Annotated in this window: 21 protein-coding genes and 1 pseudogene; 16 read left to right on the top strand and 6 right to left on the bottom strand. The window is 50.5% G+C overall.

Annotation, left to right across the window (positions count from 1 at the left end; translation table 11 throughout):
• The 10 genes from EA58_RS20025 to EA58_RS19980 are packed head-to-tail and all read left to right on the top strand — an operon-like array spanning nucleotide 1 to nucleotide 9,014.
• Nucleotides 1–1,884 (top strand): phage tail tape measure protein, encoded by a 1,884-nt coding sequence (locus EA58_RS20025; RefSeq protein WP_036757232.1) that lies wholly within the window; start codon nucleotides 1–3, stop codon nucleotides 1,882–1,884.
• Nucleotides 1,881–2,216, top strand: a complete 336-nt coding sequence (locus EA58_RS20020; protein WP_036757229.1) for a DUF2590 family protein — start codon at nucleotides 1,881–1,883, stop codon at nucleotides 2,214–2,216. Before EA58_RS20025 ends, EA58_RS20020 begins: the two co-directional genes overlap by 4 nt.
• Complete coding sequence (locus EA58_RS20015; protein WP_036757226.1) at nucleotides 2,209–3,396, top strand: baseplate J/gp47 family protein; 1,188 nt, start codon at nucleotides 2,209–2,211, stop codon at nucleotides 3,394–3,396. Before EA58_RS20020 ends, EA58_RS20015 begins: the two co-directional genes overlap by 8 nt.
• A 19-nt stretch (nucleotides 3,397–3,415) precedes the next feature.
• Complete coding sequence (locus EA58_RS20010; RefSeq protein ID WP_036757313.1) at nucleotides 3,416–3,985, top strand: hemolysins-related protein; 570 nt, start codon at nucleotides 3,416–3,418, stop codon at nucleotides 3,983–3,985.
• Nucleotides 3,986–3,990: 5 nt separating this feature from the next.
• On the top strand, nucleotides 3,991–6,441 hold the full coding sequence (locus tag EA58_RS20005) for a phage tail-collar fiber domain-containing protein (RefSeq protein ID WP_036757223.1): 2,451 nt from the start codon (nucleotides 3,991–3,993) through the stop codon (nucleotides 6,439–6,441).
• The gene (locus EA58_RS20000) at nucleotides 6,441–6,980 is read left to right on the top strand and encodes a baseplate complex protein (protein WP_036757220.1); all 540 of its coding nucleotides are present in this window, start codon (nucleotides 6,441–6,443) and stop codon (nucleotides 6,978–6,980) included. Before EA58_RS20005 ends, EA58_RS20000 begins: the two co-directional genes overlap by 1 nt.
• The gene (locus EA58_RS19995; protein WP_036757217.1) at nucleotides 6,977–7,663 is read left to right on the top strand and encodes a hypothetical protein; all 687 of its coding nucleotides are present in this window, start codon (nucleotides 6,977–6,979) and stop codon (nucleotides 7,661–7,663) included. The genes EA58_RS20000 and EA58_RS19995 overlap by 4 nt, the downstream gene beginning before the upstream one ends.
• Nucleotides 7,654–8,418, top strand: coding sequence for a hypothetical protein (locus EA58_RS19990; RefSeq protein WP_036757214.1), 765 nt, complete (start codon nucleotides 7,654–7,656; stop codon nucleotides 8,416–8,418). The genes EA58_RS19995 and EA58_RS19990 overlap by 10 nt, the downstream gene beginning before the upstream one ends.
• Nucleotides 8,419–8,420: 2 nt before the next feature.
• Nucleotides 8,421–8,618, top strand: coding sequence for a hypothetical protein (locus EA58_RS19985; protein WP_036757212.1), 198 nt, complete (start codon nucleotides 8,421–8,423; stop codon nucleotides 8,616–8,618).
• A gap of 54 nt (nucleotides 8,619–8,672) precedes the next feature.
• On the top strand, nucleotides 8,673–9,014 hold the full coding sequence (locus EA58_RS19980; protein WP_036757209.1) for a hypothetical protein: 342 nt from the start codon (nucleotides 8,673–8,675) through the stop codon (nucleotides 9,012–9,014).
• Between the two features lie 599 nt (nucleotides 9,015–9,613).
• Here EA58_RS19980 and EA58_RS19975 read toward each other — a convergent pair.
• Entirely contained in the window at nucleotides 9,614–10,657 is a 1,044-nt protein-coding gene (locus tag EA58_RS19975; RefSeq protein WP_036757206.1) for a GMP reductase, read from the bottom strand.
• 322 nt (nucleotides 10,658–10,979) lie between these two features.
• On the opposite strand from EA58_RS19975, the gene EA58_RS19970 reads away from it, so the two are divergent.
• Nucleotides 10,980–11,387 carry a hypothetical protein gene (locus EA58_RS19970; protein ID WP_235199661.1) on the top strand — a complete coding sequence of 136 codons (408 nt, stop codon included), beginning with the start codon at nucleotides 10,980–10,982 and terminating at the stop codon, nucleotides 11,385–11,387.
• Between the two features lie 139 nt (nucleotides 11,388–11,526).
• Nucleotides 11,527–12,030 (top strand): hypothetical protein, encoded by a 504-nt coding sequence (locus EA58_RS19965; protein WP_036757310.1) that lies wholly within the window; start codon nucleotides 11,527–11,529, stop codon nucleotides 12,028–12,030.
• On the opposite strand, the gene EA58_RS19960 is transcribed toward EA58_RS19965, so the two are convergent.
• The gene (locus EA58_RS19960) at nucleotides 12,027–13,193 is read right to left on the bottom strand and encodes a cation:proton antiporter (RefSeq protein ID WP_036757201.1); all 1,167 of its coding nucleotides are present in this window, start codon (nucleotides 13,191–13,193) and stop codon (nucleotides 12,027–12,029) included. The genes EA58_RS19965 and EA58_RS19960 overlap by 4 nt on opposite strands.
• Before the next feature lie 95 nt (nucleotides 13,194–13,288).
• The gene (locus tag EA58_RS19955; RefSeq protein ID WP_051642284.1) at nucleotides 13,289–13,879 is read right to left on the bottom strand and encodes a DUF6942 family protein; all 591 of its coding nucleotides are present in this window, start codon (nucleotides 13,877–13,879) and stop codon (nucleotides 13,289–13,291) included.
• Nucleotides 13,880–14,022: 143 nt separating this feature from the next.
• Here EA58_RS19955 and EA58_RS21455 point away from each other — a divergent pair, with 143 nt between their 5' ends.
• From EA58_RS21455 to EA58_RS19935, 4 genes are all read left to right on the top strand, one after another.
• Nucleotides 14,023–14,370 (top strand): hypothetical protein, encoded by a 348-nt coding sequence (locus tag EA58_RS21455; RefSeq protein ID WP_081819773.1) that lies wholly within the window; start codon nucleotides 14,023–14,025, stop codon nucleotides 14,368–14,370.
• Nucleotides 14,371–14,880: 510 nt separating this feature from the next.
• Nucleotides 14,881–15,531, top strand: a complete 651-nt coding sequence (locus EA58_RS19945; protein WP_036757195.1) for a 2OG-Fe dioxygenase family protein — start codon at nucleotides 14,881–14,883, stop codon at nucleotides 15,529–15,531.
• Nucleotides 15,521–16,762, top strand: coding sequence for a cysteine desulfurase-like protein (locus EA58_RS19940; protein WP_036757192.1), 1,242 nt, complete (start codon nucleotides 15,521–15,523; stop codon nucleotides 16,760–16,762). The genes EA58_RS19945 and EA58_RS19940 overlap by 11 nt, the downstream gene beginning before the upstream one ends.
• A gap of 542 nt (nucleotides 16,763–17,304) precedes the next feature.
• Complete coding sequence (locus EA58_RS19935) at nucleotides 17,305–17,496, top strand: hypothetical protein (protein ID WP_036757189.1); 192 nt, start codon at nucleotides 17,305–17,307, stop codon at nucleotides 17,494–17,496.
• Between the two features lie 100 nt (nucleotides 17,497–17,596).
• Here the strand turns inward: EA58_RS19935 and sstT are convergent, their stop codons facing one another.
• From sstT to EA58_RS21830, 3 genes and pseudogenes are all read right to left on the bottom strand, one after another.
• On the bottom strand, nucleotides 17,597–18,835 hold the full coding sequence (gene sstT, locus EA58_RS19930) for a serine/threonine transporter SstT (protein WP_036757187.1): 1,239 nt from the start codon (nucleotides 18,833–18,835) through the stop codon (nucleotides 17,597–17,599).
• Nucleotides 18,836–19,194: 359 nt separating this feature from the next.
• Nucleotides 19,195–20,907 carry a BatD family protein gene (locus tag EA58_RS19925; RefSeq protein WP_036757305.1) on the bottom strand — a complete coding sequence of 571 codons (1,713 nt, stop codon included), beginning with the start codon at nucleotides 20,905–20,907 and terminating at the stop codon, nucleotides 19,195–19,197.
• A 26-nt stretch (nucleotides 20,908–20,933) separates the two neighbouring features.
• Nucleotides 20,934–21,476 (bottom strand): annotated as a pseudogene (locus EA58_RS21830) (hypothetical protein); the annotation flags it as partial.

Below are 21,476 nucleotides of genomic sequence, written 5' to 3'. Positions count from 1 at the left end.
ATGGCATTACCCGAACCGCTCCGTTTTACAGTTGGACTGATTGACCAAATCTCTAAACCGCTGGGGAATATTCAGCGTCAGTTTAACGATATGACCAGTTCTTATCGTGACGGCACCCATACCATGGTTGCTGGCGCTGCGGGTGTAGCTGGTGCGGGGATTGCCCTGCAGCAAGCGCTGATGCCTGCCATTGAAATGGACCGGGCACTTGGTGAAGTGAAAGCCTTAGGTGTCACTGATGATCATCTGAAAGCCATTACTAAAACGGCACTGAACTTCTCCGCAGAGTATGGACAATCAGCCGTTGAAGTGATTCGACATTCTGAAGGCATCAAAAATGCTATTGGGGATATGCCCCCTGCCGTGATGGCAAGCGCGACACAAAGCTCTGCAACGTTAGCAATGGCAATGAAATCTGACGCTCAGACAGTTTCACGGTACCTAAAAAACTTGTACGGAAATTACCAGCAGCAGGCTGATGCAATGGGCAAAGATGCCTGGGTAGCACAGATTGCTGGTATGACGGCTGAAGTGAAGCGGTTGTATGGTGTAGAGATGGATGCGATTGAAGGCATGATTGATGGCCAGCATTCATTGGCATCCACAATGGGGATGAGCTTTCAGGATCAGCTATCGACGTTTGGTTTTCTTAGCCAGCAAATGTCTGAAGGAGATGCCAATACACAACTGACGAATTTCCTTGAAGGCGCGTTAGAGGCTCAGAAAAATCTCAATGTTGCTTTCACCGATACCAATGGGCAACTCTTGCCCATGCAGCAAATTCTGAAGAATGTGAAGCCTCTGATAGATGACTTATCCGGCGCGAATGCCAGAAAGCTGCTGGATGATGCGGGTTTGGGTGATGGCTCGCTCATGTTGATCAATATGGTCAAAAACATGGAGTCATTTAAATCCGGTTACGAGGCAATCGGTCGAGTTCAGGGATTAGGCCCCGCAACGGAAATGGCATCCACCATGGCTGATCAATGGCAACGTTTGGAGCAAGGTATTTTTGCGATTCGGGCTGCGTTTGGATCTGCATTGCTTCCTTCTCTATTGCCTGTGGTTCAGTACTTATCTGATGGTGCACAGGAAGTTGTTACCTGGACGCAGCTATTTCCAAACCTGACTCGGGTCGTTGGTTATGGGGTGATCGCTGTTCTTGGACTCGCTGCCGCAGGCGGTGTGCTGACTCTGATGGCTGGTATAGGTAAACAGGCGATGGCGACGTATATGCTGACCATGAAATTGTTTGCTGGGGTCACTTTTCTTCTAGGGCGTGGAATGACTTTCCTGCGTGGTGCCGTTTTCGCAGCAAACCTAGTGATGGCGGCAAACCCCATTGTGTTAGTTGTTGGTGCTGTAGTTGCGGCAGTCGCTGCGGTAGGAGCTTTGATTTACTACTGGGACGATTTGAAAGCCCGTTTTGGTGATACCACCTGGTTCCAAATCCTCGAAAACGCCATCTCACTGTTCACTTTGCCATTCCGTGCTGCCTTTGCACTGGTTCGTGCCGGTTGGCAATGGGTACTGTCCGGCTTTTCTGATACCAGTGGATTTGAATTCATCGGCCAGATGGCCGGGGAAATCTACAACATCTTCGGCGGGGTGTTTGAGTGGCTGAAAAGCATGTGGGATCAGATTGGTACTGCCATGAAAGGCATGCTCGACTGGCTGCCCGGCTTTGGCGGTGATGATGAGACCGCCAGCATTCAGGCAGTTCAGGCCGCAAGGCCCGTGGCACAGGTGCCGCAAGGGGGTGCAGCCAAAGCGCTGGCGAGCTATCAGAGCAGCTCGACCCATTTCGGTGGCGTCAGTATCTATGCCCAGCAGATGAACAACCCGCAGGACTTCGCGAACGAAATGGAGATGTATGCCGGATGACCTATCAGGACATTTTGATCGAGAACGGCGATGTCGTGCTCGATGCCGGGCGAAACCCGGTGCTGATTCAGGACAGGGCCGTGATTGCGCAGGACATCAAGCACGCGATTATTGAATCCGGTCTGGCCGTTGCCCTGATTGCAGAGCGCAGCCGCAGCAAGCGCCGTGATATCAGCACCCAGATTGAATTGCTGGTTGAAGAAGATATGCGCCTGGTTCCGGGGACCGTCCGGCTCGAAGAGCCCAAAGAAGGCGTGATTTACGTGTTCGCCAAAACCATTGATTTTGGCGAACTGAACCTGACCGTCGATGTGGAGAAGAACCGTGGCTGACATCCCAAAACCTGACTATGAGCAGATTGTGAAAGATGCCGGGATCCCGACGGACAAGGAAAGCTGGCGCAAGGTACTGAAAGCGGAGATGGCAAAAGAAGGCTCCGTGATTAACAACGACAGCCTGTTTTCGCCCTTCTGGCGCATGGTGGAGTCAGCGGTGATCACCTGCACCATTTGGATGGTCACCACTTTGTTAGTCGGTTACATCCTACCGAACATGTTTCTGGCGACAGCCGGCGGTGAATGGCTGCGCCTGATGGCCTGGGCGGTTCGCATCACCCCGAAGCCCGCCTCTGAGGCAAAAGGAAAAATTGCTTTCCAGCGCGCTGCCGTACAAGGCCCGGCGCTGATCATCCCGAAAGGCACCTGGATTCAGACCGAACCCGTCAACGGCAAGATTTATCGAGTGCGTGTCACCGAAGACACCACCATGCCGGAGAATGAAACCACGGTTCAGGCACCGGTTGAAGCGGAAGAAGCCGGAGCTGCCTTCAACCTGGGCGGGGGTTACTACCATATTCTGCCGCAGGCCATTTCCGGCATTGCGGCGGCCATCAACGCTGATGACTGGCTGGATGAAGCCGGGGCCAATGAAGAAAGTGACGACGAGCTGCGACTTCGGGTGCGGAACCAGTGGAGTGCGGTGGCGAAATGGCATATCGATGCAGCCTACCGCAGCCTGCTGATGCAGAAAGCCGGCATTCAGGATGACAACATCTATTTCCAGCATAACGCCCCGCGTGGGCCGGGCACCGCGAACGCCCTGATCCTGCTCGATACTGGTGAGCCTTCGGTTGAAATGATCGACATGCTGAATGCTCACATCCGCGACAACGGCCAGCACGGCCACGGTGATGACCTGCTGGTGATGGCGATGCCGGATGTTGACCACGACGTGACCATGAAGCTATGGCCACAGCTGTCGCTGACGCAGGAAGAGCGGACGCAGCTGAAAGCGAATGTGGAGCACTTTATCCGTGCGGCGTTCCGCGAAAATCTGGATTACAGGCCAACCCGCACCAATCCGGTTGCCCGGTTCAGTTTCTCAAAATTGGGGCAGGAGCTGCACGCTCAGTTCCCCGGCATCGCATCACTGGAGTTTGGACAGGCGGATATCATCAACGACCTGACGATTCCGCGCCTGAACTCGCTGGAGGTGACCCTTGAAGTTGCCTGAGATTAAGTTCAAGTACTGGATGGGCCGAGGCGAGCTGGCGAAGTTCGCCCGCGCGCTGCACAAGTACTGGGGTCATGTAGAAGCCGCTCTGAAAATGCCGCTTCAACAACACGACCCGCTGACGGCCCCGCTGGGCATTGTCGATTTGATGGCATGGCAGCGGGACGTCACCCGGCTGGGTGAAGAGCCGGAAGACATCTATCGCATCCGGGTCGCCCATGCCTACAGCTTTGCCAGCGAAGGCGGCAGCAAGGCAGGCTGGGAAGAGATGTTCGACAAGTTGGGCTATCCCCACATCACCCAGGATGAACGGCTGCAAAACGTTGATTGGGATGTGGTCAGTCTGGAAATCAGAGACGGTGATTTAACCGAAGTCCCCCGGTTGCTCGACACCGTCATTCGTCAGTATGGCCGCACCTGTCGGCGATACCAGTACACCAGTTATATCCAGCTGCCCGTGGTCGTAAAAAGCCTGTCTGTTGACGCCAGTTTAGAGGCAGCCCACATCAAATCACGAATCAATATTCCTATGTCCCCCAAGGTGCTGAGCATGGAATGTGAATATTACACAGCAACGATAAAAGGCTGAGCCGAATGACAAATAACACGGAAACAAAAATTCTCACCGCTGCCGGTAAAGCGCTGCTGGCACAGGTGAATGCAGAAGAAACCCCGTTAACGATAGACAAACTGATTTTTGCAAATATCCCGAATCTGTCCGGATTTCCACAGCCGGAAGATGATGTTCCGGCTGAGTATGTGGTGTTTGAAAAGGCCGTGGAGCAGCGGGGGCGACTCAGCGCAGATGCGGTGATCTACTCGACGACCCTGAAAAGCGATGAAGGGCCGTTTGAATTCAACTGGACCGGGGCATACAGCACTGAATATGGGGTGCTGGTGACCATAGATCACCACAAACTGACTCCGAAAACGGCAGACGAACCCGGGGTTGCAGGTAACACCCTGGTGCGCTCTGTGGTACTGGAATACAAAGACATAGCGGAAATGACCAACATCACCGTTGATGCCTCGACCTGGCAATATGATTCAGCCAAACGGCTGAAACGCATGGATGAAGACCGCGCCCTGGCAATTATGGACATGAACGGCAAGGACTGGTTTATCGACGACGGTTTTCTGGTCACGCCGCAATCGTCGGCATACAACATCAAAGCGGGATGCGGCTATGTTTCCGGGAACCGGGTTGAGATGGCGTTTGATCGTAACCTGCAGGTCACGGATAAGCCCGCATTCATTTATCTGGATACATGGCGGGAAGGGACGCCGACCGGGGCATGGGAAACAAAGTTCAACTTTGTGGTGGATGCCGCTGAACTGGATGACTGGAAAGATCCGGCTACGACACCGGAAACGAATCACAATGTCTGTAAAATTGCCAGGGTTCTGGCCGATGGGTCAGTGGAAGACTGCCGCCCCCGCCAGGCCGTGAATGACTTCGTGACCAGTCGTCTGGTCGATACGCCGTCGATTTCATTTATATTTGATGACGGTACGTCTGATCATCTCAATGTTGCCAGCCAGTTTGAAGCTCATGGCTTCAGGGCCGGTTTTGCAGTGAACGCCCCGCAATTTATTGAACGGACCGGGCGATTATCGCGATATCAGCTGAAAAAGCTGTATGACAGCGGGCATGAAATTATTAACCATGGTGCAACCCATAAAGACATTAGTCAATTTGTGCATGAGCCAACGGTCGTCCGGGCAGAGGTGGATACCTGCTGCGATACTCTCAATGCATTGGGGATACCGGTATTTGGCTGGGTGACGCCGTATTCCGTCGCACATGGGGATTACCAGTATCTGCTCTCTGAGCGACATGCCTATGCCTGTACTCAATATGGTCCTTTGAACGGGCGCATTGATGTTCGTACGGACCCGATGAAATTAAGCCGGTTCAATATTGATAAGATTGCGCTCAATGATTTTAAAGCCCTGATCGACCGGGTGATTAAAAATAAAGAGCATGTGTGTATTTACGGGCACAAGGTGACGGATATTCATGAGCTGACACCGGCAAAGCTGAATGACATGCTGGCGTATTGCCGCGCACAGGTTGATGCCGGCCAGCTTTCAGTGATGACCACGGCGCAGCAGGTCAGGATGGTGGTTGGCACCTCGAATCAGCAGTTTATGCAAATTGGCGATGTCATCGAATCCGGTGTGAATGGCTGGATGGCCTCCAACGGGAACAACACGACCGTCAGTCAGTCAGACCCGGAGACGATTGCAATCAGTACGACAGCGGTGGATTCGGTCATTTGGCGGATATTGCCGGAGCAGGATTACCTGATTGAAAACCAGCCCGTAACCTTCTCAGCAAAAATTACTGCCAGTGATGTATCCATTAAACTGGGGGTGCATTTCTATGATTTGAACGGCACATTGATCCCCGGAAAAAGTGTTGAAACAGGCGAGATGCTTATCGACTCCGGAAAAGAACGCCGGTATGCAACTAATGCGTTGATCCCGGCAGAGGCCGCAGAAATCCGGCCTTATCTGCGTTTGCCGGAGAATGCTGAAGTTGTGGTTGAAAAGCCCCGCTTGAAAGTCGGCCGGGATGGCAGTGAACTGGGCCGATCCCGTGCAGATAACTTTGAGCTGAAAACCCGCCGGGTCAAGCTGAAACTGCCTGCGCAAACCCTGCCTAATCAGGGGGTTGATACTAAACTGCTGTTGCCAGACTACGAGAATGACTTTTTTAAAGTACACAGTGATTACTACATTGAAGCGAAGAAAAATATTCAGTTGTCCCTGAATCTCTATTGTATTTGGGTAGCAAATCAAAGCGCTCCAAACGGTACTGGCATGGTGTTGCTGAATAATACTGCAGCGAATCAATCCCGCCATGCAGTGGGACCCATCACCATGATGGGCACAGGGCTCGGGGGCACGATGAGCCAGAACACCACGGTCAATCTGGCGAAAGGGAACCGGCTCTCGTTTGATGTCCGGCACTATTGTGATGATGTGATTCAGACGCTGAGCGACAACGAAATCCAGGCGCTGGATTTGGTGGTGCTCTGATGCTGACCCTCTCCGGCACCCAGCTCCCCCTTAAATCCCTGCGCGTCAGTGCACGCCAGCAACTTGCCGGACAGGATATGTCCGGCCAGACAGCCGCCACCGACCAGGCAGAAACCGGGGACAAAGCCAAGGTGCTGTCTGTGAGTGGCACCATTCCCTTTGAACGCCAGCAACATCTCAGCAAGCTGTTCGAACTGGCCGGGGCCAAAGACAACAATGCCCGCCAGGTATACCGCATCAGCAACCAGACGGCACAAGCCTTGAAAATCCGTGAAGTGAAGTTTCAGGGCAACATCCGGGCGGATGAGCAGGAATCCCTGCGTCAGTGGGCGGTGAGTTTTGAGCTGGTTGAACACATGTCGGTGCCTGAGCGGGCTGAACAACGCCAGGGAGAAAAATCAGCAGTGCAACAAAAAGCGCAGGGTGTTACCACGGCAGCAATTGAAGTCATTGCTTCTGCTGAAGTACCACCGGGGACAGAAGTTGAAATGTCTGGTTTCATGCGATTCCTGAAATATTTGGATAACCAGCTGGCATGAACAATCCACACTTTACCGCGCAGGTCTATATTGGCTGCCAGAAAACCAAGGTCAGCTCACACCGGCTGACCTTTGATGATACGGCGCCGGGCCGGGCTCAACTGGTCATTGAAGGCACACCGGAGGTGAACAGCATTGTCGCCGTTGATCTGGGATGGGGGGAGAACCTCAGCCGGGTGTTTCTGGGGTATGTGGAACGGGTTCAGCCTACCCAGAAAGGCTGGTCGAATATTTTTTGCCGGGAGCTGGCTGCAGTGCTCTATCGGCCGCTGCCGGTCATCATGCGTCACCCGACCATGATGCAGTTGCTCAGCCATGTCAGTGACAAAACCGGGCTGCAGTTCGTGGTGCCTGAGCGGGCCTACAGCAAAACAGCAGCGCCCTGTTTTTACAGTGACGGCAATGGTTACCGCGTTATTGATGAGCTGGCCGCCACCTTCAGCGTGCCGGATTTCTTCTGGCAGCAGCAAGGCAATGGCCAGATTTTTGTCGGTAGCTGGCAAGACAGTTACTGGGCGGATAAACCCGTCACAATACCCAATGAACTGATGACGGGCCACACGGCCAACAAAAGCGCCATGATCCCCTGTATCCCCAAACTCAAGCCCGGTGCCCTGGTCAATGGCATTCGCCTCAAGGCGGTGGAATTCACGGGCACAGAGGTGAAACTGACATGGACTTAAACACCCTCCGACGGATGATATACCGCCTCTTCCCGGAGTTGACCGCAAAAGCACATTTGCCCCGCTGGGGAAAAGTGGTTGCCTTGCCTGAACTCCCAAAGGAAGGCGACCTGTCCGAGCGTTTTTATCCCCGTTATGCGGTTGATGTGCAGTTGCTGGATGAGCAGGGGAATGACCTGAAAGACCGACCACCATTACAGGCGGTCCCGCTGCCGGTGCCCGGCGTGGGCGAGATGGCCGGACGACTGGAGCCGCCCGCGAAAGGGAGCATTGTTGAAATCGGCTGGATGTTCGGCCAGGCGGATAAGCCGTTTATCCGCTGCGTGTTGCCGCTGGGATTTCGGCTGCCGGGTATTTTAGAAGGGGAATCCCGTTACCAGCAGCGCCAAGGGGTTTACCATCTGGTTGATCAGGCGGGTAACTTTGAGAGCACCACCGACCAAAATGCCACCCTGAACTGTATCGACCGCAATGTGAACGCGACCAACTACATGGCAGTCATTGAGCAGCTGCGGAAAGTCCTCATCAAGCAGAATGAGGAAATCACCGTGCTCAAAGACCGAATCGAAACCATCGAAGGCCAGGCAAAGCTAACCGTCAGCAAAGACCTCATCATTCAGGCAAAGAACATCACCGAGGATGCCGACACCATCAAACTCAACGGCGGCAAAGGCGTCTGCACCGGCGCGACCATCTGCCCGTTCACAGGCAAGCCGCATGTGGATGTCTCAGCCACCGTATTCGCAGGGAAGTAACCATGGCACTCAACAAAGACTCATTGAAGCAGAAGATCATCACCAACCTGAAAGCCAAGGGCTTTGTGACTGAAGGGGAGCATGCTGCCGCTGGGGATATGGCCGAAGCGATCGCGGCAGCTGTGGTGGAGGAAATCACGCAGAATGCCAAGGTAAACGTCAGTAGCGGAATCTCAAAAGGGCTATATTCTATAACTTAGTATGTGCAAGTTGATTGGTATTGACTGACTTAGTTATTTCTAAAGGATTATCATATGGTCGAAACAACGTTCCAAAAAGTCATTTGCCTTAATTTAAACACTTGGGAAGCTTACCCAACGGGCAATCAAGGCTACCTAAAATTATTAGGCAGTATGAGCACAAGCCCTGAATCAATTCGTAGAGCCATTTTTCAAAAAATTGATGAGGGGGGTGAGGTTGGGAAAAACTATAACGAATGGGCGAATACTGTTCGAAGAGATGGAATCGAAAACTTTTTTGTAATCTCGGTAAAAGGTGAGACACAAGATGCAGCCAATGAACTGGCTGAGAAACTGATAAAGGACAATGGGTGGAAAAATATTAGCGTTAGAACTTATGCGACAAAATTAAACTGATGCGACAGAGATAGCCCCAAACCAATAAGCGCCCAGCATGGGCGCTTTTTTGTTGTCTGCTGGCAATCTCACTCTAACGGTCATGGAATGGAGTGATCGCGTGACGAAATCCGCACTCCTCCTCCCCGCCTGCGAGGTTTTCGAGGTAGATTTTTTTCAGTTTTGGATTAATGAAAATTGTACCCCGAAGGTGCTAGTTTGCTGGGGTCTGTAGAAAAATAGGAATTTCAAAAATTGAAAAAACTTTCAGTAAATTGAAAAAGATATGATCGAGATTTGATCTTCGGTCTATCGTAAGCTATTGAAATTTATGGGTTTCGATGATTTCCGTCAGGAGTTAGATTGATCTAAGGATCAAAGGGGAATTTTCATGGGCTAAATTATTCCTTTTAAAACATATAGTTATAATGGTTTTGTTGAACCTTAGATTTCAAAATCTTTCATCAGATATTGAGTCGCTTAGGGGGAGAAAAGGAGCTGAAGAAATCATGGTTTCTGTGAGAAAAATTTCTCAGGTGTAGACACTTTGTAGACACTTGGCGTTTTGGGGCACAAAAAAGGCCGCTAAAAGCGGCCTCAAATACCTCGGAAAAACCGAGTTATTCTCTTCCGTACACGTTGTTTTCTTGCTCTTGTACACGGATGAAGGTGGTGCGTTTGGTCAGCTCTTTGAGCTTCGCCGCGCCAACGTAGGTGCAGGTTGAGCGCACGCCGCCCATGATATCTTGAATGGTGTTTTCCACCGGGCCACGGTATGGCAATAGTACGGTTTTTCCTTCAGCGGCACGATAGTTGGCAACACCGCCGGAATGCTTGTCCATCGCGCTCTGGGATGACATCCCATAGAACTTCATGTAAGTTTTGCCGTCTTTTTCAACGATTTCACCGTTGCTTTCTTCATGGCCGGCCAGCATGCCGCCGAGCATGACGAAATCGGCGCCGCCACCGAAGGCTTTCGAGACGTCACCGGCACAGGTACAGCCGCCGTCGCCGATGATCTGACCGCCCAGACCGTGTGCAGCGTCGGCACATTCGATGATGGCAGACAGTTGCGGGTAGCCGACACCGGTTTTCACGCGGGTGGTGCATACAGAGCCAGGGCCAATCCCGACTTTGACAATATCGGCACCGGCCAGAATCAGTTCTTCGACCATGTCGCCCGTGACTACGTTACCGGCGCTGATGACTTTATCCGGGAAAGCTGTGCGGACTTTTTCGACGTACTCAACCAGATGTTCAGAATAACCGTTCGCGATGTCGATGCAGATAAACAGCAGATCGTCAGACAGGGCCATGATGTCTTTGGTTTTCTGGAAATCGGCTTCTGAAGTTCCAGTCGAAACCATGACATGCTTCAGCACCTCTGCACTGTGGTTGTGCACAAAGCCAGCCCAGTCATCGACAGAGTAATGCTTGTGAATGGCGGTCATCACATGGTGTTTCGCCAGTGCAGCAGCCATGTCGAAGCTGCCGACAGAATCCATGTTTGCGGCAATAATCGGGACACCAGACCATTGACGACCACTATGCTTGAATGTAAAATCGCGGGTTAATTCAACTTGAGAACGGCTTTTCAGCGTTGATCGTTTCGGACGAAACAGAACATCTTTGAATCCCAATTTCAGGTCTTGTTCGATACGCATTGAAGTTTCCTTATCTGTCTTCAGTGTTGCTATCGGATATTGCTCTCAGTGTATGAACTATTGGCAGATAGTGTCATGGGCTGAAGAGCAGGCACAAAAAAACCGGAGCGTTGGCAGACGCTCCGGTTTTCAGCATTATAGGTGGAGAAAATTTTTCCACAAGACTGAAATGTGCATTTTTTTTGTGGTATCCTCCCGAAGATTGCATCCCAATTATTCCTCCTGAGAATTCTGAAACGAATTGTCAAAATTGTCATTTTTTTGCTTTTTTTTCTTCCAATCTGTCCCAATCCTTGGATAATTCGAGGGTCTCGCTGACTAAGTGGATAGATTTACCTTGTTAAGCAAAAGAAAAATAAAACAGATATTCCCGCTGGATTTTTACGGTGAGGATGGCAGCTGGCGCTTTATTCTTCGGGCCTATCGTCCTGAAGAAGTGCTGGATGCGATGTACTGGCGTGCGTATATCTCTTGCCACCGGAAGGAGTTTGATTTGCTCCATCTGGCAACGGACAAGTTCAACTACAAATACAATTACTCCGCATCGGATGTATCGGAGCTGCACCTGGGTGCTGTCGGCTCGCCAATGCGGGTCAACATGATGGGGCCGATCGTGTCGGTAAGCACTTTACTGGCTTATCTGGCTGAGAAGCGGAGTGACAAGACGGCATCCGCTTCTTCGCAGACGACTGATGATGGTCTTGGACAGCTTCAGGTGAAACCGTCCTGAATTGAACCTGTTCTGAATGAACTGAAAAGAAGGAGCCTTGGCTCCTTTTTTTATGTCTGATTTTTGGGAAAACCGGGTGGAGCCATGTGGTGAAGTCGGCTATCTTAGGTTTTGCAATCAATATAAAGAGGGTAAATGGATGAGGTCATGGACGCAGGGCGGATGCCTGGCAATGATGTTGCTGGCCACACCTGCATTGGCAGCGAAACCGGAGGTGACACATTTCGCTTCAATGTCAGAGCTGGTCGGAAAATGGCAATGTTTGCCCGATAAGAAAGCATCAGAAAAGGAAGAGAGCTGGGTGAATTACGAGATTCACCGCGATGGTAAAGTGGTTTCAAAAGAGTGGATTCGTTATCAGGAGCAGGGAAAAACTGAGCTGGAATTTAATCTCTTTGTCGACTATCTGCTGGAAGCGCATGAAGGTCAATACCGACTGAAACCTGTCTCAATGAAACGGGAAATTCTGGTGGATCCGTATAAGGCAGACCCGTTCGGCTATGATGCCCAGCGTGATTTAATGGGCTACCGTATTTTCCTGCAGCCTGTGATGAAAGGGAAAAACACCGCGAAGTTTGAAATGTGGTATCACATCACCCCAGCGGATCATTTCTCTATGCAATGCCAGCGTCGTACGGCTTAATCTCTACGCAGGTTCTTCGCACTGGAGATCGGGGTAGGGAATCGGCTCACAACCCAGTATGTCGATAAAATGAAGGTGGTCAGCGTGGCCGCCTGAATAAACAGCATACCCTGATCGGAAACCAGTCCGGCCGTTAAAGCGGTATAGGCCAGTAAGAGTGAAAACTCGCTGGCCTGACTCAGGCGGGCCGATAACTCCCAGGTGGCCTTTTCTTGAGCGAGTTTCAAGGCAAATGCGAAACCGAGTGCTTTCACCAAAATCAGAATCACGCCGAACAAGCATCCCCACAGCAGAACAACATCTCCGCGTGTGAATTCCATTTTTGCCCCAACGGCGAAGAAAAACAGAATCAGGAAAAACTCTCTTAAAGGTTTCAGGTGCAGAGAGATGGCTTGAGACACGCGGCTGATAGCAATGGAAAGCCCAGCGACAAATGCGCCGATCTCATAAGACAGGCCAGCCAGATGTGCGGTTTCTGCCCAGAGCAGGCACCAGGCCAGCGCAGCGACGAATGTATACTCCTGAATGACATCAAAGCGCCGGAACAAAGGCAGGACCAAATAGCGTACGCCCAGATAAGCCAGCAAACATAGCAGAGCCAGTTTCAGCAGAATGAGCACGAAAGCGCTGACCATTGCATCCGGAGTGCGGACGTTCAGAAACAGAATCACAATAATTGCCAGCATATCCTGAATCAGTAAGACGCTTGTCATCACTTCCCCCAGACGCTGATGGTGCAGGGTTGTGGTTGGAATCAGCTTCAGCCCGATGACTGTGCTGGAAAACATCAGTGCAGCGGCAGCGACCAGTGCATCACCGAGAGACAACCCGATCGTCCAGCCAAACCCTAATGTCACCAGAAAAAACAAACAGCAGGTACCCAGTGTGATTAAGGCAGATTCCTGAAACAGGCTGATAAGTTTAAAGGGTTGCAGATTGAGCCCCAGCAGGAACAGCAGCAGAATCACACCGAACTGTCCAAACTGGATGATTCGGTCATTATCGTTCAGCAGTCCGAAACCACTTGGCCCAAGAAGGATGCCCGCAGCAATATACGCGAGAATGATCGGCTGGCGGGCGTATAAGAACAGAGTGCCCAATAAAGCTGAACTGACCACAATGATCCCGAGTTCGAAAATCATGGTTTGCAGCTCGTTCAGCATACAGCCCCCAGACCGCCAGAATCAGGACAGACACTTTAAAAGCATAGATTTAAAAGCATAGATGTTTTTAATTTTTGGGTTGTTTCGCTTTTTTCTCAGTTCCCAAACTCTGCGAGTATTGCTGCTAAGCGTTCGATCTTGATGTTGGAAAGTTGCCGGTAATCGAAATATGGACAGACCACCAGCCGATGCTCGCGATTGATGGCAAATTCGTGGTCCAGCCAGATCAGGGGAGCGGTCAGTTGGCCAGTGCTGATCAACTTTTTGGCGTACGTCCGTCCCATGATGATGTGATATTTGGGGCTGCAAGCCTCGTCAGGCACTGCTATCAGATTGGGCGGGCTGAAAAGCAGTGCCGTCTGGCTGGAGGATTGAAGTAAAAAGTGGTCTCGGTAGTGCTGCCAGCTTGGCATGTGTGCCGTGTAGGAAAATTGCCGGTTATCCAGTGCGAACATGAGTTTTGCATACACATTAAACACTTTTCGCCAGCCGTTGCCGCAGGCCTGACCAATACTGTGAATTTCTCCCGGTATCGCGGGTTGCAATTGATCGAGTGTTGCCATGCCTGGCATATCCGGACGGTTTTCGATATAGGCTGCGAAAGTGAAGTCGGGGCAACCCAATCCAATCTGGTGATGGCGAACTAATACAGGTTCTTCGGTGATCTTGTCGTTATTTTCAGGCATCTGTGTCGATTCTATGTGATATGCAGAGTGTTGAACGAATGTTGCGTGATTTTACTTAAGCTTTACCTGATATTGACACTGGTTTACCAAGCGATATGTACGCTGTACATAAATGCAATAGACAATAAAACAGGTGGCATTCAATGAAAAATCTATGGATTGGTGCGCTGTGCCTGTCTTTGGTCATGCCAGCAATCAGTTGGGCTCATGGTGGCAGAGATCATGGGCATGGTTATGAACATCGAAAGTACGATAAGCACAGACATAAACACAGACATAAACATTACTATCATAAGCCGAGACGTCATCACCATTATCACCATCACGATGTTGTTGTGGTTCATGAACGTCCGCGCCGAGAATATCACAGATCGAACTTGCCTGAACTGGTGACTTTTGCAGTGATATCCGGAATAACCTACGCCATTATCGACAATGCTTTTTACAAGCAATCCGGTGACAAGTACGTTTACAGCTCGCAACGTCCATAACACAATCCTCCATTCTCCTTGAAGTCCTCCAATGTTTGCCTTCCGCCGTGAGCCATCCGGGTTCACGGCAGGGGCTTTCTTCATTCGAATATCACATCAGGATTCAACGTCATAACAATATTTTGAATGGGATTTTTATCACATTCAGCATAATGAACTGGTATTTGATGTGATCTGAGATAGCTTTCATGAGGTGAATCAATTTCGGAAGTCATTAAATATCAATAACTTAATTTCCTGTATAGCAAAGAACTCTGGTTTTTCAAGGGTGTGATTGAGGTATCTGGTTTTTTAGGCCAGTGTTTTTCACTTGGTTAGACTTATTAACTAAATTTAATCAAATTGATGAAGTTTACATCTGCAAGAGGTTGGCAAAATCGAATTTTTCTTTATCCTCTCGTGTAAAGAAATTGTTAATCGATGTTTGCATTGTCGTGCAGGCTGAGACGGACGCTCTGAAAGATTCAGGGTGTGCTAAGGATGTGGCGCTTGCTAAGAGGAGCAGATGCAATGAGTGTTTCAGTGGATCGTACCCTTCAACTTACCCAACTCAGTGGACAGGCCATTAGCGACCTTTCCCCTTCGTTTAATCACCTACCAAAAACAGGCCATGCTGACGGTGAGTATCGTCTGCGTCGTTATTCGATTGTGAGAACGACCACGAATGGTATTGAGCATCTGCCGCAAAGATCATTTATGCAGTCGGACGATATCAATCACTTTCAGGGCAATGTGGCCCGTACGTTTGAACCACTGGAAGACAGCATCATTTACAGTGCAGGTATGCGTGAGATGTGTGAAGTGTTCAAGCGTGCCAATGCCTTGTCTGACGATCAGGAAATTGAAATTCATCAGATTCGCATTGCTGCACTGGACGGAGAAACTCAGGTTGCGCCGGAAGGGGTCCATCAGGATGGCTTCGATCATATTGCCGTGATTGGTTTTGGCCGTGAAAACATCGAAGGGGGTGAGTTCATGGTGTACAAGACGAAAGATGATTTGCCGATTCTGAGTATGGAACTGGAGCAGGGTGAGGTGGCCATTCTGGCGGATAATCAGCTCTGGCATAACGCGCGTCCGATCAAAGCGGTGAAGCAAGATCAGCAAGGTTACATGGACCTGTTTGTCCTGACGGCTCGGGAGACAAACTATGCACTTTGAGGTGGCGAAGGTACGCCAGCAGTTTCCGGCATTGAATCAGCAGGTGAATGGCGAGCCTGTATATTTCTTTGATGGTCCGGGGGGATCGCAGGTGCCTTCCACGGTGCTTCAGGCGATGACAGATTATCTGGGCCGTTACAACTCAAATCTGGGCGGCGCTTTTTTCTCCAGTGAAGTGACGGTGTCACTGATGGCGTCTGCCCGTCAGGCGGCGCAGGCGCTGTTAAATGCGTCATCGCCAGACAATATTATCTTTGGCGCAAACATGACTTCGCTGACCTTCCAGCTCAGCCGTGCGATCTCGCGTGACTGGCAGCAGGGAGATGAAGTGATTGTGACTTCTTTGGATCACTATTCCAATGTGTCTAGCTGGCAGCAGGCTGCGGACGACAAAGGCGTGCTGGTGCATCAGGTTCGTGTCCATGAAGATGACTGTACGCTGGATTATGCACATTTTGAGTCGTTACTGAGTGAGAAAACGCGCCTGGTTGCCGTGACTTATGCCTCGAATACAACCGGTTCGCTGGTGGATGTTGCGCGGATTGTTGAAGCCGCGCATCGTGTCGGGGCGAAGGTGTATGTGGATGCGGTTCATTATGCGCCACATAAACTGGTGGATGTTCAGGCGTTAGGTTGTGACTTCCTGGCATGCTCGGCCTATAAATTTTTTGGCCCCCATGTCGGGATTGCTTATGTGGCCCCTCAGTGGCTGCAAACGCTGAAACCCTACAAAGTGGAACCCGCGACCGATATTGGTCCCGGACGTTTTGAAACCGGTACACAGAACTTTGAAGGGTTGGCCGGTGTGATTGCAGCCATCGACTACCTTGCCCAGTGGGGTGCACCTGAACAGAGTCTGCGTCAGCGACTGGAATCCAGCTATGCGCAGTATCAAAGGCATGAAGAAGCCTTGAGTGAGCATTTTCTGAATTGGGTCAAAAAATTCAGCAATATCACAATGTATGGGATAGAGGATGAGACGCGACTCGCAGAACGTACCCCGACTTTCGCGATTCGGGTTGAAGATGTTCCTCCATCGGATATAGCATCCCGCCTCGGTCAGCAGAACATGTGCGTTTGGAACGGTCATTTTTATGCATTAGGCCTTTGTCGGCAGTTGGGTATCCTTGAAAGCGGTGGTGTGATTCGTATTGGTTTTATGCATTACAACACCCAAGAAGAAATCGACCAGCTGTTTGATGCGTTGTCTCCATTTTTAAAAACAAAATAATTATTACAGCGTATTGCTGAACAATCTGTCACAGGCTTCTATTCAAGCCATTTCTATCAAAGCCCACGTTCGCGTGGGCTTTGTCGTTGTTTCTCAGGTGATGCAGTCATTCTTGCCAAACGTTCAGGTAGCCTTTGGGTCTCATTTCTAAAGCGTGTCTGTCCCGTCAACTTCGCCTGTGTTGCTAGCTTGGGAAGGGTGTCTGTCCCGTGATTTTTCCCTGCGTTGCAGGCTCGGAAAGGGTGCCTGTCCCGTGAATTTCCCCTGTGTTACAGGCTCGGAAGAGGTGTCTGTCCCGTTAACTTCCCCTGTGTTGCTAGCTCGGAAAGGGTGCCTGTCCCAATAATTGCCTGTAGCGATCATGGTGGCAGGCCTGTTCCGTGAATTGAGATCTGGGCAGAAACTGTGGATTCAGGTGGTCAGGCTCCTCTGTGGGAACTCGATTCTGGAAGCAAGCTTCCACGTTTCTTATTTGTGATATCGTTATAATGTTTCTGAACATTTTCAGGGGTTGTAGGCCCTTTATTACAGCGAGATAAAACATGTTGAAATATATTGCGATTGCTCTGGTGGGTCTGGGGATTTATATCGGTGTGGCGTATAAAGATCAGATCGAAGATATGCTTGACTCGCGTCCGATGGAAGAAGCACATGATTTGCTGGAAGATATGGGTGATCAGGCAGCCGATGCGACAGATGCGCTGAACAAGCAGTTGGAATCTCTGCAAAATTAATCGCATTGCTCATTGATGGGCAGGTACAGATGTCAAAACGGCGACCCTTGGGTCGCCGTTTGTTTAAGCTATCTGCTGTCTCAGATAGTAAGCTGAAGGGTTAGGCTTTCGCGGTTTGCGCGGCACCCTGAGCTTCAGCAGCACGGCATGCTGCCGCTGTGAAGATAACGTCGGTTGAGCTGTTGAGTGCAGTTTCAGCAGAGTCTTGAATCACACCGATGATAAAGCCAACAGCAACAACCTGCATCGCAACTTCGTTCGAAATACCGAACAGGCTGCATGCCAGTGGAATCAGCAGCAGAGAACCACCTGCAACGCCGGAAGCACCACAAGCTGAAACAGCAGCCACAACGCTCAGCAGCAGGGCAGTGAACAGATCAACCTGAATACCCAGTGTATTGACGGCAGCCAGCGTCAGTACGGTAATCGTGATTGCTGCACCCGCCATGTTGATGGTTGCACCCAGTGGGATTGAGACAGAATAAGTGTCTTCATGCAGATCCAGCTCTTTACACAGTTGCATGTTCACTGGGATGTTCGCAGCTGAACTCCGCGTGAAGAAAGCGGTGATACCACTTTCACGCACACACTTCAGAACCAGAGGGTATGGGTTTTGCTTGGTTTTGAAGAGAACAATCGCTGGGTTGACAACGAAGGCGATGATTGCCATGGAACCCAGTAGTATACCCAGTAGCTGAGCGTAGTTACCAAGCTCGCTAAAGCCGGTTTTTGCAAAAGTATCTGCCACCAGACCGAAGATACCAATTGGTGCCAGACGAATGACAAAACGGACGATCAGCGTAACGCCGTTAGACATGTCATGGAAAACTTGCTTTGTTGCATCTGAAGCTGAATGCAGGGCGAAACCTAAACCAGCAGCCCAGGCCAGGATGCCGATGTAATTGCCAGTCATCAGGGCATTGATCGGGTTATCGACCACTTTGAACAGCAGTGTGTTCAGAACTTCAGCGATCCCTTCCGGTGCTGCCTGATTCGCTGTGCCTGCATCCAGAGTCAGAGTTGTCGGGAAAAGGAAACTCAGGGTTACTGCAGTGAGCGCGGCCATCAGTGTACCGAACAGGTACAGCATGATGATGGGTTTCATATTCGTGTTTGCACCTTTCTTCTGATTTGCAATTGAAGATGCAACCAGAATGAATACTAGCACAGGGGCAACAGCTTTTAGGGCACTGACGAACAGGCCGCCCAGGAAACCGACTTTTAATGCGGTTTCTGTATGCACACCAGCAAGGGCGATACCGGCCACGATACCAATAAGAATCTGGATAACCAGACTGCCATTAGCAATTTTTGCGAGGAATGGTTGTGGTTGACTCATACTACATCCTGAATGTTTTGAGTTGGTTCGGAAGCGTTTTATGTTGTTTGCGGGTGGTTTTGTAACAGGATAATCGATGGATTTCCACACTTCTTTTTATAAACTTTTAGATTACACATCATTAACCTTGCCCGAGACTTGGTTTTGTGAGCGACTTATCAATAATAAATTGCTGCTTTTAGAGCAATCCGCCTGTTTTCCGGCCTTTGACAGTATGGTGTGTGGAATGCTTCGCAAAACGCCGAATGTTAAATGTTAAAAAAAATCCTGCCATGAAGGCAGGATAAGAATGCAATTGATGTAACAAACAAGCTGCATAATCCTTTAGAGATCAAATAAATCGGACTATGAACAGCGTATCATCCTTTACTTCTCACTGGCGGTAAATCTGGGACGAGTGGTGCCAGCGCTTCTGGCTGCCCGGTATTGTGCTTGGCTCTGATCTCCTGCTTCAACAAAGCCAGGAGCGGTTTGTGATCCCAGGCTGTTGGAGATTTACTGTAATAAGCATGCATCATCTTGGTAATTTCAGTCTCCAAATCCTGTTGGTAGCTTTGCGTCAGATGAGATTTATCCCAGCGTTGATAACAAGTCTGGATTTGTATCGGGTCCTGTGACTGTACCGCAGCAATCAGTTGGTTTTTCGCTGATTGGTCTGAGGTGCCAGTTGGCGTTATCACCCTAGGTGCTTTGGCGAGTAATCTGCGTGCGCGAAGCCAGAGGACGAGCGTGATGAGCCAGAGTAAAGTGACAATCAAGGTTGCCCATGGCCAGAAAGGGGAAGCGCTCTGCTGTTGAACGGCACTGCCTGAAAGCTTATCCAGAGGAGGCTGGGAGCGATTTTGCAGGGATTGCTCATTGTCATGGCTGCCGGCTGCCGGTGTTTGGGAGCTGGCTGGGCTGTCTGGTTGAACCTGAAGCGTTTTGCCGTCGGCCAGACTTTGCTGCTGTTTCCCATCTTTTGTATTCCACCAGTTTACTTTCAGTGCGGGCAGGGTGATGGCACCACTCTGGCGCGGAATGATCACTTGCTTCAAGGTCATGACGCTATAGTCACTTTCCTGACTGTAGACCGGCTTTTCGCTGTAAACACGAACGGCATCCGGATAAGTCAGAGAAAGATCAGGCAACTGGCTTTGAGGTGTCCCTTTCATTTTTAATGTGAGGACACGGGTAATGGGCTCGCCGACTTTCAGTTCTGCACTGTCGTTCTGCCATTGCTGTGTCAGTTGCAGATCCGCGGTAGGCAACCAGAGCCCCTGATAGCTGTCTGGTTTTCCTGTCACGGTTAAAGGTTTTGGTTCAGCCTGAATATTGACGGGAATGCGCAGTCCGAAGCCGCGGCCTCTGCCACTTTTGAAGGCGGTTCCTGTCAGTTTAGCCCCTTGCAGCGTCATGGTGCCGGATTTGGTGGCAGTGATTCGGTATTTGCGGTTGATGATTGTATATTGCCGTCCATTAATGACCGTGTCCGCCTGATGATCTTTGCCCACCTGGACGACATCAATACCATCGCCTTGGGGGGCAGCGAGACTGGCCTGCTCAAGTTGATCACCAATTTTGATCTGAACCTGATAAATCTGGCTCTCACCGACGTACAAAGTGTCCTTGTCCATGCGTCCGGTCACTTCAATTGCAAGATCGGTCGCAGGGTTGTTTTGACCTGGCTGATCACTGACGGTGATGATGATTGGTTCAGAGCGGGTTGCGCCGATCCGAAAAGCCGGAATCGTCAGTTTTCCGGTAGATTTTGCGGCCAGCGCCACACGCCATTCGGTCCGTCGAGTCACTGAGCCATTCACAAAGCGACTGAAAGAGCTGGTACTGGGTGTGCCGACAGTGAAGTCTTGCTGTAATGGGGACAGGTCTAACGCATTATTACTGACACTGTCATCGATACTGACTTTCAGTTCAAAGATTTCATTGAGACCTACCTGATTGGATGAAACGGTCGCCACAACCTGCGCAGCGTTGGCTGAGTAGGAGAGCAAGCTTGCGATGAGTAGGATTACGCCTGCCCAGACCCGGTTCTGGACGAGTTGAGAAATAAAGGTGAAATGCTTGGCGTTCATAGTGTGTCCTTGCTGCTGTTGACGCATTACCAGCGGTTCTCCGGTGCATCAGGCGTCTCTTTTTCTCTGGCCTGTAGCATGATCTGCGCCTGGATTAATTCGCTGGTGCTGTCTGGTATTTGCTCTAATTTTTTTAAGGTTGGGTTGCTGGCTGTCAGGCCGCCGGCTTCATCACCCTTGGCATTGTTTTGATCGTCGATAGTAAACTGGTCATCTGGATTTTGATCACTTTCGCCCTTTGCTTCATTGCCAGTCTGAACTGTGCTTGCTTGCTGTTCAGACTCAGACTCAGGCGATGTGTCAGGTTTAGAACTGATAGGTTTAGCCCCGATATTGGACTGCTGCTCCGTTGCGGACGGTGACGAATTCGGCTGCGATGCTTGCTGAGGATCATCCCCTTGATTCGGTGAACCCTGCTGCTGCGCAGAACGGGCAGATTGCGATCCTTGTTGCTGGCCGTTTTCCTCTTCAGCAGATGGCTGTCCGGCAGCGTTTTGGCTGTTTTCTGAACCGGGCGCTTTACCTGATGCTTGCTTGGCCTGAGAATCCTGGCCTTGTTGGCCTTGTTG

Origin of the sequence: Photobacterium galatheae (assembly GCF_000695255.1) — a bacterium.
Classification (GTDB): domain Bacteria; phylum Pseudomonadota; class Gammaproteobacteria; order Enterobacterales; family Vibrionaceae; genus Photobacterium; species Photobacterium galatheae.
The sequence above is the reverse complement of the archived record's forward strand: the minus strand, read 5'-3'. Positions and strand labels throughout refer to the sequence as shown.